General features: G+C 40.2%; 13 protein-coding genes and 1 pseudogene. 5 read left to right on the top strand and 9 right to left on the bottom strand.

Features of this window, described 5'->3' with window-relative positions; all coding sequences use genetic code 11:
• Window positions 1–83: 83 nt before the first annotated feature.
• The 6 genes from ACX0HA_RS12300 to ACX0HA_RS12325 form a co-directional block, all read right to left on the bottom strand.
• Window positions 84–857: a carboxypeptidase-like regulatory domain-containing protein gene (locus tag ACX0HA_RS12300; RefSeq protein WP_458845591.1), complete on the bottom strand. Its 774-nt coding sequence runs from the start codon at window positions 855–857 to the stop codon at window positions 84–86.
• A gap of 172 nt (window positions 858–1,029) precedes the next feature.
• Window positions 1,030–2,871 carry a DEAD/DEAH box helicase gene (locus ACX0HA_RS12305; protein WP_458845592.1) on the bottom strand — a complete coding sequence of 614 codons (1,842 nt, stop codon included), beginning with the start codon at window positions 2,869–2,871 and terminating at the stop codon, window positions 1,030–1,032.
• A 99-nt stretch (window positions 2,872–2,970) separates the two neighbouring features.
• Window positions 2,971–3,543 (bottom strand): non-canonical purine NTP diphosphatase, encoded by a 573-nt coding sequence (locus tag ACX0HA_RS12310; protein WP_458845593.1) that lies wholly within the window; start codon window positions 3,541–3,543, stop codon window positions 2,971–2,973.
• Window positions 3,540–4,106 carry a hypothetical protein gene (locus tag ACX0HA_RS12315; protein WP_458845594.1) on the bottom strand — a complete coding sequence of 189 codons (567 nt, stop codon included), beginning with the start codon at window positions 4,104–4,106 and terminating at the stop codon, window positions 3,540–3,542. The genes ACX0HA_RS12310 and ACX0HA_RS12315 overlap by 4 nt, the downstream gene beginning before the upstream one ends.
• Window positions 4,082–4,489, bottom strand: a complete 408-nt coding sequence (locus ACX0HA_RS12320) for a DUF2752 domain-containing protein (RefSeq protein WP_458845595.1) — start codon at window positions 4,487–4,489, stop codon at window positions 4,082–4,084. The genes ACX0HA_RS12315 and ACX0HA_RS12320 overlap by 25 nt, the downstream gene beginning before the upstream one ends.
• A gap of 9 nt (window positions 4,490–4,498) precedes the next feature.
• Window positions 4,499–4,834: a TM2 domain-containing protein gene (locus ACX0HA_RS12325; protein ID WP_458845596.1), complete on the bottom strand. Its 336-nt coding sequence runs from the start codon at window positions 4,832–4,834 to the stop codon at window positions 4,499–4,501.
• A 263-nt stretch (window positions 4,835–5,097) separates the two neighbouring features.
• Between ACX0HA_RS12325 and ACX0HA_RS12330 the strand changes: the two genes are divergently transcribed.
• Together ACX0HA_RS12330 and ACX0HA_RS12335 are read left to right on the top strand one after the other, a co-directional pair.
• Window positions 5,098–6,363, top strand: coding sequence for an aminotransferase class I/II-fold pyridoxal phosphate-dependent enzyme (locus ACX0HA_RS12330; protein ID WP_458845597.1), 1,266 nt, complete (start codon window positions 5,098–5,100; stop codon window positions 6,361–6,363).
• Between the two features lie 120 nt (window positions 6,364–6,483).
• Window positions 6,484–6,762: a hypothetical protein gene (locus ACX0HA_RS12335; protein WP_458845598.1), complete on the top strand. Its 279-nt coding sequence runs from the start codon at window positions 6,484–6,486 to the stop codon at window positions 6,760–6,762.
• A 193-nt stretch (window positions 6,763–6,955) separates the two neighbouring features.
• Here ACX0HA_RS12335 and ACX0HA_RS12340 read toward each other — a convergent pair whose 3' ends face one another.
• The gene (locus tag ACX0HA_RS12340; protein ID WP_458845599.1) at window positions 6,956–8,074 is read right to left on the bottom strand and encodes a GTP cyclohydrolase; all 1,119 of its coding nucleotides are present in this window, start codon (window positions 8,072–8,074) and stop codon (window positions 6,956–6,958) included.
• A gap of 8 nt (window positions 8,075–8,082) precedes the next feature.
• The gene (locus tag ACX0HA_RS12345; protein WP_458845600.1) at window positions 8,083–9,096 is read right to left on the bottom strand and encodes a transporter; all 1,014 of its coding nucleotides are present in this window, start codon (window positions 9,094–9,096) and stop codon (window positions 8,083–8,085) included.
• A gap of 84 nt (window positions 9,097–9,180) precedes the next feature.
• Between ACX0HA_RS12345 and ACX0HA_RS12350 the strand changes: the two genes are divergently transcribed.
• From ACX0HA_RS12350 to ACX0HA_RS12360, 3 genes are all read left to right on the top strand, one after another.
• Window positions 9,181–9,465 (top strand): DUF4834 family protein, encoded by a 285-nt coding sequence (locus ACX0HA_RS12350; RefSeq protein WP_458845601.1) that lies wholly within the window; start codon window positions 9,181–9,183, stop codon window positions 9,463–9,465.
• Between the two features lie 424 nt (window positions 9,466–9,889).
• Window positions 9,890–12,355, top strand: a complete 2,466-nt coding sequence (locus tag ACX0HA_RS12355) for a YfhO family protein (protein WP_458845602.1) — start codon at window positions 9,890–9,892, stop codon at window positions 12,353–12,355.
• 14 nt (window positions 12,356–12,369) lie between these two features.
• The gene (locus ACX0HA_RS12360; protein ID WP_458845603.1) at window positions 12,370–13,647 is read left to right on the top strand and encodes a glycosyltransferase family 4 protein; all 1,278 of its coding nucleotides are present in this window, start codon (window positions 12,370–12,372) and stop codon (window positions 13,645–13,647) included.
• A 590-nt stretch (window positions 13,648–14,237) separates the two neighbouring features.
• Here the strand turns inward: ACX0HA_RS12360 and ACX0HA_RS12365 are convergent.
• Window positions 14,238–14,601: pseudogene (locus ACX0HA_RS12365) on the bottom strand (hypothetical protein); the annotation flags it as partial.

The following is a 14,601-nucleotide window of genomic DNA, read 5'->3' on the forward strand; positions in this document are numbered from 1 at the left end:
AAGAATCTAATTGTTTAACAGATGTGCGAAGTGCAGTTATGATGATAGTACTATATTAAAAAACTGCGACTGAATACTGCAAACTAATTACTTCTATTCAGTGCTTTATATTCTTCGTAGCAGCCACTGATCGCATCCATGATCTGGAGGTCGTTAGCTGTTTTTACAAATTCTTCAGAGTAGTTGCAGCGTTCTAATATATCGGCAATATCGTCTTTGCTAACGCCTAAAAGGGCAGCTAGGGTTTCACGGTCATATTTTTCGGCAAGTGCGTTACGAACTGTGTCATCTTTCTTCATTTCTTTCAGCCTGCGCATCTCTGCCGGCTTTTTACCAAAGATATTATGAAGTAAATCCGCCGGATTGAACATCGAGCTTACTATTTTCTTGAACGAACTTGGCGAATTGTCGCCGGCTTCATAGCCTAATGCAAGACCCGATATGCTATAGCGGTAGTTTTCGCGTACAGGTGCCAGTTTAGAGTCAATTTGTAGGTATCCGGTAAGGTTGTATTTGCTAATGATAACTTCTTCCAGCGTGTAGGCCTTTTCGGTAAGTGTTATCTTGGTAACGTTTTTAAATTTTATCCAGTCATTGGTTACGCGAACCCTTACAGACTGAAATCCTACCAAAGATATATGCAGGGTGTCATTTGCAGTGGCTTCAATAGAGAAATTACCGCGGTCGTCAGATGTAACGCCTTTTACGCGGTTGATGTTGATTATGCTTGCTCCCGAAACAGGTTGTAAGGTAGCTTCGTTCAGGATGATACCCGAAACTTTTTCCAGGTTAGTAGTGCCCTGAGCGAATGAGCTTAAAGAAAATAAAGCAAATAAAAAAACTACAAAATATCTCATTGACTGTTTATGTGTTGTAAAAGTAATAAACAAACGGGATATTTTGTAGTTAGGTATGATAACTTGTTTAATTTTTTTTGATTGAAGCGAAAAATTGCATTCTCTCTAATGGTATTAAACGAAGTAGAGACGTAGCATTGCTACGTCTCTACTTGTATATCTAAAAAAAAAATTAGCTTCTTCTTGGCCTTCTTTCTCTTGAAGGTGCAGAATCATCTCTTCTTGGAGGACGTCCGCCCGGACTAGAGTTTCTTGAATCGCTTCTGCCGCCGCCAAAAGAGCTTCCGCCTCTTCTTTCGCCGCCACCGCCTCTTGGAGCACGGTCACGATCGCCGCCGCCGCTTCTAAAGCCGCCACCGCCGCCGCGGTTGTTGTGGTCTCTGCGTCCGCCATTGTTATCGCGTCCGTCATTTTTAGAGATCTCAACATTTATCTTACGGCCTTCCATCTGGAAGCTGTTAAGGATGTCAAGAACTTTTCCGCTGTGCTCTGCATCAGTATTAAAGAAAGAGAAACCTTCTTTAACGTCCACTTTAAACACATCGTCACGTCCAAGTCCAAGTGTATCACGAAGGAAATCCTTAAGGCTCATCCAGTCGTAGTTATCCCTTGACCCGATGTTGATAAAGTAACGCGTTGCGCCACCATCATTACCTCTTGAAGCACCTCTGTCTGTTCTTTCTCCTGCAGACTGAGCAGAAAGATCACGGTTTTTCTTATAGTAGTTAATGAACCTGTTGAATTCTACCGATACCATTTTCTTGATAAGTTCTTCTTTCGTAAGATCTTTCATTACTTCATAAATGGCAGGAAGGTAAGAATCGATTTCATGATCCATTTCTACATCTTTTATCCTGTTTGCAAGGTGGAACAACTGTATTTCACAGATCTCCATACCTGAAGGGATTGTTTTTTCCTGGAACTTCTGTTGGATGATCCTTTCAATCGCCGATATTTTGCGTAGTTCACTTTTCGTGATGATAACGATAGATGTACCCAGTTTACCTGCACGACCTGTACGGCCGCTTCGGTGGTTATAGGTTTCGATCTCGTCAGGAAGCTGGTAGTTAACAACGTGTGTAATGTTGTCAACGTCAATACCCCTTGCGGCAACGTCGGTTGCTACAAGCATCTGTATCTGTCTGTTACGGAATGATTTCATTACTGAGTCACGCTGTGCCTGAGAAAGGTCACCGTGAAGCGCTGCAGCATTGTATCCGTCTTCGATAAGTTTTTCGGCAACTGCCTGAGTATCTCTTTTAGTACGGCAGAAAACTACCGAGAAAATGTCCGGGTTAGAGTCAGCAAGACGCTTAAGAGCTTCGTAACGGTCACGTGCGTTTACAAGGTAAAACTCGTGAGATACTGTAGAAGAACCTGAGTTTTTGTGGCCTACTGTAATTTCAAGTGGCTTTCTCATGAATTCTTTAGCGATACGCGCTACTTCCTGCGGCATTGTAGCAGAGAATAACCATGTGCTCTTATCGTCAGGAGATGTAGAAAGGATGTTTACGATATCATCATAGAATCCCATGTTAAGCATTTCATCTGCCTCATCAAGAATACAAAATTGTATTTTAGAGATGTTTACAAGGCCACGGTTAATCATGTCCTGCATCCTGCCCGGTGTTGCAACAATAATCTGTGCACCACGTTTAATTTCCCTTGCCTGCTCTGTAATGCTGGCGCCACCATAAACAGCAACTGTGCTTATGCCTTTAATGTACTTGGAGTAAAGCTTAATTTCGTTTGTGATCTGTAAGCAAAGCTCACGTGTTGGTGACAAAATTAATGCCTGTGTGTTCCTGTTCTCAGGATCTATCTTCTGGATAAGCGGAAAACCAAAAGCAGCGGTTTTCCCTGTACCCGTCTGGGCTAACGCTACTATATCTGTATCTTTTTCCAATAATAGGGGAATCGCTTTCTCCTGCACTTCTGACGGATTCTCAAATCCTAGATCGGTTATCGCCTTCAGAAGCGATTCATTCAATCCTAATTGTTCAAATTTATTCATATATAATTTTAAAATAGGTGCAAAGGTACTGTTTATTAGTGAGATAAACTAATAGAGTTTGCTGTTTTATTTTAATAAAAATATTTGAAAATCAGAAAGTTAGCTTTTTAGGAAATCGATAAGTTGCGCTACAGCGCGTCCACGATGGCTTAAGAGCGCCTTTTCGTTGAGAGAAATTTGCGCAAAAGTGAGGTCTGAACCTTCCGGTTTAAACACAGGATCATAGCCAAAACCTTCTGTCCCTGTTTTCTCTGTGGTGATTATTCCGTTTACAATACCTGTGAAAAGATGCTGTTTACCGTTAAGGTTGAGTGCTATAACGGTCTTGAAGCGTGCGTCGCGATTGGGTTTGTCTTCAAGTTCGGTTAAAAGCTTGTCCATGTTATCGTTTGCGTCTTTTTGTTCTCCGGCATAACGCGCAGAGTATACGCCCGGCGCACCGTTAAGAGCATCAACTTCCAGTCCTGTATCATCGGCAAAGCAGTCGTAACCGTAGTTTTGGGTTACATAGTCGGCTTTTAGTATGGCATTGCCTTCTATGGTGTCGGCAGTTTCAGCGATGTCTTCATGACAGCCTATGTCTTCAAGGCTGAGCAGTTCAATATCCGCCGGCAACTGATGTCTTATTTCCTGTAGCTTGTTCTTGTTATTTGAGGCGAATACCAGTTTCATGATTGCGATTGCAGTTTATAAGGGTTGCGGTCTTCTTTGCTTGTCAGTCTGTCGGCTATTGGAGCAATACCCCACCAACGTACGTTTTGGCCTTTCTTTACCTTAGAAGCAGTAATGATCACTACAATAAATTCTGTAATATTCAGGGTTATAATGAACATGATGTAAAGCCAGTAAGCAAGAGTTGTACCTGAATAATCTTCGAATAATGTGGTTTCATCTACATAATAACGTCTGGGGATGTCGTATAAGCCTAAAAAGCCCCGTCCGCCAAAAAGAATGCCCACTGTCCATGCAAGTGCAATGCTATTAAAAGGTATAAGCGCAATCTGTCCCAATGATGCCTGAATGCAATGCCAACGCACAAGGTAAGACGATTTTCGGTGTGCCAGATAATAGCCAACTGTGGCTATAAGGTTGATTACCGGTAATGGCAGCCCCGCGATAACCGCAACAACAGCCATTAGGTAGCTGTTAGACGCCTGCTCATATTCATAAGGGTGAATAAGTGGTACTGACTCGGTAGTTTTGATGTTTTCTATAATCCCTTCTGTATGTTCCATGCCCAGTTAATTAAGATTAGAATGATGAGGGTAATGGCTACCCATTTTATTCTGATATTGCTTTCAGCTTTTTTATAGCCGGTATATAATGTGTCCTTTTTCAGAAGAACATCATACAGTAGCCAAAAAGGTGCAATCAGCAGAATAATAGCTATAATGAGTCCTAAGGGGTTCATTAATACTGCATCGGTGATATTGCCTTGAGACAATAACAGTGCTGATCGCGTACTCCCGCAAGCGGGACAGGCTATACCGGTTGCATTTTTAAAGAGGCAGGGGGTGAAATCGTGGTGATGTGTTGTTTGCCACGATGCCCATGCCAGCCAGCCGTAACCGGCCAATACTCCAAAGGTCAACAGCAGGTATAGCCTGTTTCTTGTCATGAATTTATATTATAGGAAAGCCTGAAGCTTTTCAATATTTTTTTGACGTGTGGCATCCATGATAAGGAACCAGTCAATAATACCCCAGATACCCAAGCCACCACATGTAAGAAGTTTGGCTACTCCAAGGCCAGTGTCTCCGATAAGGAAACGGTCTATACCAAGGCTACCTGCAAGGATAGATACGATAAGGATTGTAGTTGGGTCTTTAAGATCAGCTGACTGTATGTACCCCCATTTAGAATCATCTGCTGCAAGAAGCCTTTCGCGGATGTATGCTAATTGAGAAGGTTGAAAAAACTTAGCGTTTGTCATTAAGTACATGTCTACTTTTTGTGAATCCATTTTGGTTGATTTGTTTTTGGTTATTATTAATACGGTAAAACTATAATTTTTTTTTAAAATGTAAAGCTTTTCAGCCTTTTTAATAGGGTTGTTGCTATTCGCTGCCCAACTGTCGCTTTCATCTGTAAAGCAGGCTTATTACTGCTTGTTTCTTATCAGACGAGCAACTCTCGTTTTTATTACAGCGATTGTTAAAAATTATTATGATGTGAGTAATTTAATAATTACTTTTGGTGCGTTTTTTAAAGCACAAAACTAGAATTATGGTAAAAGATCTTTTCGAAAGAATACAGAAGAATAAAGGCCCTCTGGGAATGTGGGCTTCACAGGCCGAAGGTTATTTTGTTTTTCCTAAACTTGAAGGCCCTCTGGCTAACAGGATGCAGTTTCACGGTAAAGAAGTAATTAACTGGAGTATAAATGATTACCTGGGGCTTGCTAACCACCCTGAAGTACGTAAAGTAGATGCTGAGGCTGCTGCTGAGTATGGTTCTGCCTACCCAATGGGTGCAAGAATGATGAGCGGACACACTTCATGGCACGAAAAACTGGAGCAGGAACTTGCTTCGTTTGTTGGGAAAGAGTCGGCCTACCTGCTTAACTTCGGTTATCAGGGAATGGTGTCTACCATTGATGCTCTTGTGTCTAAAAATGACGTTATTGTTTACGATGTAGATTCTCACGCTTGTATCATTGATGGTGTGCGTCTTCACATGGGTAAACGTTTTACATACAAACATAACGATGTAGAGAGCCTTGAGAAAAACCTTGAGCGTGCTACTAACATGGCAGAGACTACAGGTGGTGGTATCCTTGTTATTACCGAAGGTGTTTTTGGTATGAGGGGCCAACAGGGTAAACTTAAAGAGATCGTTGCCCTTAAAGAAAAATACAACTTCAGGCTTCTTGTAGATGATGCTCACGGTTTTGGTACACTTGGTAAAACAGGTGCAGGAGCAGGTGAAGAGCAGGAATGCCAGGATGGTATCGATGTATACTTCTCTACATTTGCAAAATCTATGGCGAGCATAGGCGCGTTTGTAGCAGCTGATAAAGATATTATCGACTTCCTTAAATATAACCTTCGTTCGCAGATGTTTGCCAAATCGCTTCCGATGCTATTGGTAAAAGGAGCGCTTAAGCGTCTTGAGATGCTAAGGACTATGCCTGAGCTTAAAGACAAGCTTTGGGAGAACGTAGATTACCTTCAGAATGGCCTTAAAGAAAAAGGTTTCAATATTGGTGATACTAACACTTGTGTTACGCCGGTATACCTTGAAGGAAGCATACCTGAAGCAATGGTGATGGTAAACGACCTTAGGGAGAACTACAGTATTTTCCTTTCTATCGTGGTTTATCCGGTAATCCCTAAAGGAATTATCCTTTTAAGGATGATCCCTACAGCTACTCACACTAAGGCGGATATTGATGAGACGCTTGCAGCTTATGAAGCTATACGTGAAAAATTAGAGAATGGTACATACAAAGAGATTGCCGCAAGAACTAAAGTTGACGTTTCTGCTGAATAATCAAACAAAATAAATTTTTAAGCCCATGCAATGCATGGGCTTTTTTTACGTTTTTAAATCATAAGATTTTCAGTAAAATCCTATAAAATCCATAGGTATTATTTTTACGTATATTAGATTATGTTAAAACAGCTATACATTTGCCGCAATCTTAACCTACTGAAAGAGGTGCAGGAACTCATTAATACGATGCAGGCTACCTGTGACCCGGATAAACCGATTACCGAAAACATAAGTCTCGGCAAAATTGCAGAAAAAGTTAATGATGAGTACAGGGAAAAGCTAAACTCACGTACTAAATGGCAGCAAATACGAGAAGATGATGTGTTGCTCACTGCCCTAAGGGACGAACTGAAACGCATGAGCAAAGAAGTTGATTTTACTTCTCAGGCAGGGTAAATCGTGTATATGATAAAATTTTAAAGCCAACGCATTGCGTTGGCTTTTGTGTATAAAACCAAATTCATCCGTATATCTTCTTTTTCCGGCGAATGACATTCTCCAGGATTAATACTGTTTGCATATAAAAAACTCCGAAACCATTGGCTTCGGAGCTGTATTTTGAATTCATTTTTACTAATTGGTAATTGAATTAAAGGTCTTTAATGTAAGTACACCTGCGTTTATGGATGATGGGGTCAAAGTTCTTCCACATATTATGTATGGCGTGATTTTCTTCCAGTTCCGGTGTACGGATGCAGGTTTCTATCTTATTCTCTTTAAATGTCTTATAATATTCGTCAAAAATAATAGCAGTTACGCCTTTGTTCTGATATTCAGGATCGACACCTATAAGGTAGAACACAACATCCCTGCTGGTTTTTTTTGCTTTAAGCAGGTGAATGAATCCAAATGGGAACAGCCTGCCATTGGCTTTTTTAAGTGCTTCAGAGAACGATGGCATTACGATACTGAAAGCCACCAGATTATGGTTTTTGTCTACCACAAACTTAATGTATTCAGGATTTATAAGGCTGATGTATTTTTTCTTAAAATATTCTTTCTGAACCTCTGTCACTGCTACAAACGAAGCCAGTTTTTCATACGATTTATTAAAGAGGTCAAACATTCTGTCTACATAAGGCATAACGTCTTTGGTTGATGTAAATGTCAGCGCAGAAAGCTCATACCTTTTTTTGATAAGAAGTACTGCTTTTTCAAACAGTTCAGGCTTTACATTGGCAAATGGAAACCGGCTCTCTATAAATTGCTTTTCTTTTACAAAACCAAGCTTTTCAAAGTGCTCCATGTAATACGATGGATTATACCAGGTAATCATAGTACCTATCTGGTCAAAACCTTCGGTAAGCACGCCTACTTTGTCAAGGTTAGAGAAACCCATTGGGCCTTCAACATTCTCAAGATTGTGCCTGCGGCCAAGCTCATATACTTTTTCGAGCAGGGCTTTGGTTACTTCAATGTCGTCTATAACATCAAACCATCCAAAACGCACTTTTTTCTTTTGCTGCTGATTCACTTCCTGCCAGTTTACTATGGCAGCAACCTTACCCGCAGCTTTTCCGTCTTTGTAGGCAATGTAGAAATAGGCTTCTGCATGCTCAAAAGCAGGGTTTTTGGTTTTGTCAAAGCCTTCCAGCTCATCGTTTATTATAGGCGGAATCCAGTACGGATTGTCTTTATACAGCTCAAAAGAGAACTTTATGAATTCTTTGAGTTCCTTTTTGGTCTTTGCTTCTTTAATTGTGATCATGTGTGGTTCTATTCTTCAGGCAAAACATTGTCAAGCCTTTCTTTTTCCTGTTTTTCTTTCTGTTTTTGCATTTTCTTGTCCATCTCGCTCTGGCTCTTTTCAGCATCCGACTGTCCCGGAAGCAGTATGTCGCGGTAATCGGCATCAAATCGCCATGAGAAGCCCACGCCACCATAAAATATCGAAGGGGTGTCTTTAAAGTTCTTGCTTATAGAAGCATCCAGCTGCATATTGTCATTAAGCAGATAGGCAGCGCCAAACCTTCCTATAACATCAGCATAATAGTCGCTTTTATACCCCTGTAATTCCACAAAACCTGACCATTTGGCGGCAAAAGACCTTGTAAGTGTCGAAATTATGCCATAACTTGGGTAATCGGTGGTAATTTTGTCAGCTATAATATTATTTACCCATATTACATAGCCAAAACGATTTTGCGTAATAGCTACTACCTTAGGACTAATGCCATCATCGGGGAAGGTGTATGGGTTGTCTTTGCCTATTAGGTTAACCCCTGCAAACACTGATACTGCCGGTATAAGGTTATGCCATTTGAACTTATGGTTTTTTTTCCAGCTGTAAATATTTACTTCAGGGCGGTAGTTTTTATTAGGGTCATAAATAAGGTATTTTGCACCTAAAACAAACTGTTTGAATCCGTTACGGTTAGTAACATATATCGCGTCTTCGAACTGGTCAAACTGGTACTGCATGTCGGCAACGAACTCAAGCTGTTCAAGGAAAGCACCATAGCGAAGCATTAGGTCAACACCCAATCCTTTGGTTTTGTTATTGAGCACGTCATGCTTTTCCTTGATGCCATAGATGCCGCTTTCTACCTGCATTACCGTTTTCCCGACAGAAAATCCACCCATGGATTCTCCGGGGCGGTTAGAATTTATCTGGTCGGTATATTGTGCCTGAGTAAGGGCTGAGCAAAAAAGTAAGGTAAACGAAAATAATTTTTTGAAACCGGTCATGTTTGGCTCGTTTATTGGGTGATTAAATGTATGGTTTTCCAAAAGTAGTATAATTTATTCTTAATTTAGGAGGCCTGATTTATTTTTAAATAACCAATTACTTATTTTTGACAAAATTTTATGACTATGGATACCGCATCATTCACCAGCTTTATAAGAACGTTAGTTTGGATCGTGCTAATATATTATGCAGTAAAGTTTTTTTTCAAGCTTTTTGGCCCCATGATCTTTCAGGCAGCAGTAAAAAAAGCAGGGGAGAATTTTCAGCAGCAATTCAATCAGCAACAGCAATATCAGCATAATCCTCAACAATATCAGCAAACACAGCAAGCTCATGAGGCTCCTAAACAGGATAAGCCACATGAAAAGAAAAAAGTTGGTGAATATATAGACTACGAAGAAATTGAATAAGACAGCATAGAACCTTTCCTTACCGGAAAGGTTTTTTTATGGCCTTTAATCTTCTTTTGTCTTGAAACAAAAGAAGCAAAAATTCAAGCCTGTGTAGATATAACTTAAAATCTACTTCAGGATTTTCCATCCCGACCCAAGCCGCTCTCTGCTCCGCGCTCGACTCGTGGGTCAGTCTCATTCTCCCATGCTAAATCCTCCCTTGATTTTTACGTTACATCTACAAGGGCGCTGAAAGCTGCTGATTGGGTTTCAATTCAACACCATTTGCTACTCTCTCTGGAGAGGGGCTGGGATGTGGCCAATTTGAATTGATAGTCAATATTTTAAAGCACTAAAAATATAACCCATATAATTCTATACTACAGAAAGTGCATTTGTAGAAAATTAAGTATCTTCACGGCGTTTTTTACAAAAAGTATTTATGAAAAATATCAATAGGTTTTATCCGCATTTTCTTGCTGTTTTAGGATTCGTAATCATTTCGCTTATCTATTTTTACCCGGTTTTGCAGGGCAAAAAGATATACCAGTCTGATATCGCCCAGTACACGGGGATGGCTAAAGAACAGAATGATTTCAGGAAAGAGACAGGCGAGGAGCCGTATTGGACCAACAGTGCTTTTGGTGGTATGCCTACCTATCAGTTAGGGGCAAAATATCCTCATAACTACGTAAAAGACATCGACGAAGCACTTCGTTTCCTGCCACGTCCGGCAGATTACCTGTTCCTTTATTTCTTAGGATTCTATATCTTACTATCGGTTCTTAAAACCGACCCGCTGAAAGCCTTTTTTGGAGCATTGGCGTTTGGTTTTTCTACTTATCTGATCGTTATATTGGGTGTTGGGCATAATGCCAAAGCCCATGCCATTGCTTATATGCCGCTTGTAATTGCCGGTTTTGTGATGGTCTTCCAAAAGAAATATGTAAAAGGGGGACTCCTGATGATGATGGCCTCAGCATTAGAGCTTAATGCCAACCACATCCAGATGACCTATTACCTGTTCTTATTGCTATTGGCGATGGGGATATGGTTCCTTATCGGTATCATTAAAAATAAAGAATACAAGCATTTAGGTATTTCGTTAGGTATCTTTTTAGTAGCAGGTTTGCTTGCTGTTGGTACTAATGCGACTAACCTTATGGCGACATCGGAATATGCCAAGTATAGTACGCGCCACGACAGTGAGCTTACTTTTGAACCGGATGGCAAGCCAAAGCAAAGTACTAATGCCATGTCGTATGAATACATAACCGACTATAGTTACGGTATTGCAGAAAGCCTTGACCTTATTGCACCACGATTATTCGGTGGGTCATCGGGGCATGAAGATCCGCAGGAAGACTGGCATCTTGTCGAATACCTACAACAACAGCAAATAGCCGAAGGACAGTATATATCTAAAGACCAGGCAATGGAAATTGCCGGCTCGGGTATTCCAACTTACTGGGGTGACCAGTATAGTGTGGCAGCTCCAGCTTACATAGGTGCTGTGGTATTCTTCCTTTTCGTACTGGCACTTTTTGCTGAACCGAGAAAGATCAAATGGGCATTTCTGGTAGGTGCTGTATTGTCATTATTATTATCATGGGGTAAATATTTCCCGCTGCTTACCAACTTTTTCATAGACTATTTCCCAATGTACAATAAGTTCAGGGCAGTGGCATCTATCCAGGTATTGCTGGAGGTGTGTATTCCTGTACTAGCAGTGATGGGACTATATTCATTCTTTACGCTGGATAAGGAAAAGCAATGGAACTCACTTTGGAAATCGGCAGCAGTAAGCTTAGGGCTTATTGCAATACTGTTCGTTTGTAAAGGCATGTTCAGTTTTGTAGGCCTTAATGATGGGGCAATTACAGAAGCATACGGTGCTGAATTCATGGATGCCCTTAGAATGGACAGAAAAACCATGTATAGCGCTGATTTGCTGCGTTCAGGATTTCTTATACTGATATCTGCAGCAGTAATGTGGCTGTTTGTTAAGCAACGCCTTTCGCAAACCACAGCTGTTATCCTTGTTGGTTTATTTATGGTGTTTGACCTTTTCTTTGTTGATAAGAGATACGTGGATGGTGACAACTTCCAGAGTGCCACTAAGATTGATATCCCTTTCCAGCCTACGACTGCCGATTTACAGATCATGCAGGATACAAGCTATTACAGGGTGTTTGATATTGATGGCAACCTGAATAGTGCGCGAACTTCTTACTTCCATAAATCACTTGGAGGATATCACGCTGCTAAACCTAGAAAACTTCAGCAATTATTTGAATATCAGTTGGCAAGAAACAACATGAGCGTGTTGAATATGCTTAATGTTAAGTATGTGATCCAGGCAGATGAAAAGGGAGAGGAGATCCCTCAGCTTAACGGTCAGGCTAATGGTAATGCATGGTTTGTGAGTAAGTTAAGGATTGTGAATACCCCTGACGAAGAAATGAAAGCCCTTAACAGGATGGATTCTAAAGTTACTGCAGTGGTGAACAAGACTAAATTCCCTGATGCGGTTACAAAGACTATGTTTGTTAAAGACAGTACGGCTACTATAAAGCTTACTGCTTATGAGCCTAATTACCTGAAATACATCTCTAATAATACTAATGAAGGTTTGGCAATATTCTCTGAAATGTACTATGCAGAGGGATGGAATGCCTATATAGATGGTAAATTGACACCTCACTTTGAAGCTGATTATGCACTGAGAGGGATGAAAATACCTGCAGGAAAACATACTATTGAGTTTAAATTTGAGCCTCAGGTAATTAAGACTGGAAGCTCAATTGCACTGGTAAGTTTCATACTGATGCTTGGACTTATTGGTTTCGGTATTTATACTGAGAGAAAGAAGAAAAATGAAGCTGTAAAAGACTCTGCTTCAAAGTAATATAACGTTCTATTATGAAGGTACTTATCATAACGTATTATTGGCCGCCTGCCGGAGGTCCCGGTGTGCAGCGATGGCTGAAGTTTGTTAAGTACCTTCCGGATTTTGGCATTGAGCCCATTGTCTATATTCCTGAAAACCCCACCTATCCGCTTATAGATGAGGGACTTTTGTCGGAGGTAAATCCTAATGTGACCATACTCAGACAAAGGATCACTGAGCCGTATGCATGGGCATCGGCATTCTCTAAGAACAGTACTAAAAAAATCAGCTCCGGTATCATTCCCGCAGCCAAAAAACAGTCTTTTTTACAGCGTATCATGCTGTGGGTGAGGGGAAACCTGTTTATTCCCGATGCACGTGTACTATGGGTTAAACCCTCTGTAAACTATCTTTCTCAATATATTAAGGAGAATGGCATCGATATTATAATTACAACGGGGCCGCCACATAGCCTGCACCTTATTGGTTTGAGGTTAAAGGAATTACATACTGTAAAATGGATTGCTGACTTCCGTGATCCCTGGACCACGATTGGTTATCATAAAGCGTTGAAATTGAGCGATTCTGCTGCTAAAAAGCATAAGGATCTGGAGAAAAAGGTACTCAATACTGCCGACAGTATTCTCGTTACCAGCCCTACAACAAAAACTGAATTCCAGGCACTTACCGATAAACCAATAGATGTTATTACCAACGGTTATGATACCGAAATAGTTGCTAAACAGCCTATGGATGAGAAGTTTAGCGTAGCACACATAGGGTCTTTCCTTTCAGAGCGAAACCCTCAGATGCTTTGGCAGGCTCTTGTGGAATTACTCAGTGAGGTACCCGATTTCCACACTTATTTTGAGTTGAAATTAATTGGTGCAGTAAGTAGCGAAGTACTTGAATCTATTGAGAAATATGGGCTTTCAGGCTATGTGAATAACCTTGGGTACGTGCCGCACAGTACTGCTGTTGCGGAGCAAAGAAAATCGCAGGTACTATTGCTGATCGAGATCGATTCTGAGGATACAAAATGCATCATTCCGGGTAAATTATTTGAATATATGGTTTCCGAGCGGCCAATTTTGGCAATAGGCCCTGACGGCGCCGATTTTGCCTCAATAATTCAGTCGACGAATACCGGAATATTTTCTCTTTATGCTGATAAAGAGAGGATTAAGAAGGCTCTTTTGGGGTATTTCAACCAATATAAAGAAGGAAATCTTAAGGCACATGCCATAGGTTTGCAGCAATTTTCTCGAAAAAACCTTACTTCGCAGTTAGCCAGTGTTTTACGAAAATAATATTGCACTTTACGTTCCCGAAACGTCATTTTTGTGCGTAATAATAGGGGAGGCTAATACTTTGTAATACAGCAGTTTAACTTTTAATGTTGCACTTTTGGTTTTTCAAGTGCAGCACTGTTTTTCAGTTGGCGAAGTGTAATTATATAGGTAAAAAATTTTAAATTTGGGTAAAAAAGTAAATCCCGCCACTCTTATGAAAGTGACGGGACTTAACAAACCAACCAACCAATTATTAACAAACCTCAAATCTATGATTGTGAGATTTATTGATACAAATATACAATTAATGTGCCAAACTCAAAACATATTGTAATTATTTTTATGCCAGTTGTGTTATTTTTTATTTGAAAATAAATCAGTCAGAAGATGATAAATTTGCGTGATAGCAGGTTATTACTGGAATTATCAGTATAATATTGCGGATTGTGTTTGTTATATTTATAACAAATTTTATTTATCGAAGTCTGATAAATAATTCTTAGTTGCTTCTTAATCAATACAATTTGTCTAAATGATAAGGTGTGTTCGATAAGATCAGCTAATTCTGTAATGATTTGTTCTTGTATTGAAGTCTTTATTGGAGTATTTTAACTTTCTAATGTTTTTATGCAATTTTTCATATCACTGAGCCATTCAGGATTTATATCTTCATTTGTTTTGAATCGGTTATATTGTTCTTTTAGGGTTGGCAAGAATTGTTTATCGCCGAGTGTTGCAATTGCTTCAAATAACAAACCCTGATAATTTTCCTTAATGAGCTCTTTTCGTATTATGCCGGCTATTCGTTCATCTTTTCTTTGTGCGAGTCCTGAAATTGCTTCAAACCTTGTGTCTTTATGTTTGTCGTTAACCCTGTTCCATAAAGCAGCACGGATTACAGGACTGTCCTTTTCTGTTTGTGAGCCCAAGCCAAAAGTTGCCCAGTTCCTTATATTAGCTGATGCATCTCCT

Source organism: Flavobacterium hauense, from assembly GCF_054457175.1.

Excerpts from the sequence above, each read along its gene's own strand:
- ACX0HA_RS12300 (WP_458845591.1), bottom strand. The coding sequence starts at position 857 with ATGAGATATTTTGTAGTTTTTTTATTTGCTTTATTTTCTTTAAGCTCA.
- ACX0HA_RS12305 (WP_458845592.1), bottom strand. The coding sequence starts at position 2,871 with ATGAATAAATTTGAACAATTAGGATTGAATGAATCGCTTCTGAAGGCG.
- ACX0HA_RS12310 (WP_458845593.1), bottom strand. The coding sequence starts at position 3,543 with ATGAAACTGGTATTCGCCTCAAATAACAAGAACAAGCTACAGGAAATA.
- ACX0HA_RS12315 (WP_458845594.1), bottom strand. The coding sequence starts at position 4,106 with ATGGAACATACAGAAGGGATTATAGAAAACATCAAAACTACCGAGTCA.
- ACX0HA_RS12320 (WP_458845595.1), bottom strand. The coding sequence starts at position 4,489 with ATGACAAGAAACAGGCTATACCTGCTGTTGACCTTTGGAGTATTGGCC.
- ACX0HA_RS12325 (WP_458845596.1), bottom strand. The coding sequence starts at position 4,834 with ATGGATTCACAAAAAGTAGACATGTACTTAATGACAAACGCTAAGTTT.
- ACX0HA_RS12330 (WP_458845597.1), top strand. The coding sequence starts at position 5,098 with ATGGTAAAAGATCTTTTCGAAAGAATACAGAAGAATAAAGGCCCTCTG.
- ACX0HA_RS12335 (WP_458845598.1), top strand. The coding sequence starts at position 6,484 with ATGTTAAAACAGCTATACATTTGCCGCAATCTTAACCTACTGAAAGAG.
- ACX0HA_RS12340 (WP_458845599.1), bottom strand. The coding sequence starts at position 8,074 with ATGATCACAATTAAAGAAGCAAAGACCAAAAAGGAACTCAAAGAATTC.
- ACX0HA_RS12350 (WP_458845601.1), top strand. The coding sequence starts at position 9,181 with ATGGATACCGCATCATTCACCAGCTTTATAAGAACGTTAGTTTGGATC.
- ACX0HA_RS12355 (WP_458845602.1), top strand. The coding sequence starts at position 9,890 with ATGAAAAATATCAATAGGTTTTATCCGCATTTTCTTGCTGTTTTAGGA.
- ACX0HA_RS12360 (WP_458845603.1), top strand. The coding sequence starts at position 12,370 with ATGAAGGTACTTATCATAACGTATTATTGGCCGCCTGCCGGAGGTCCC.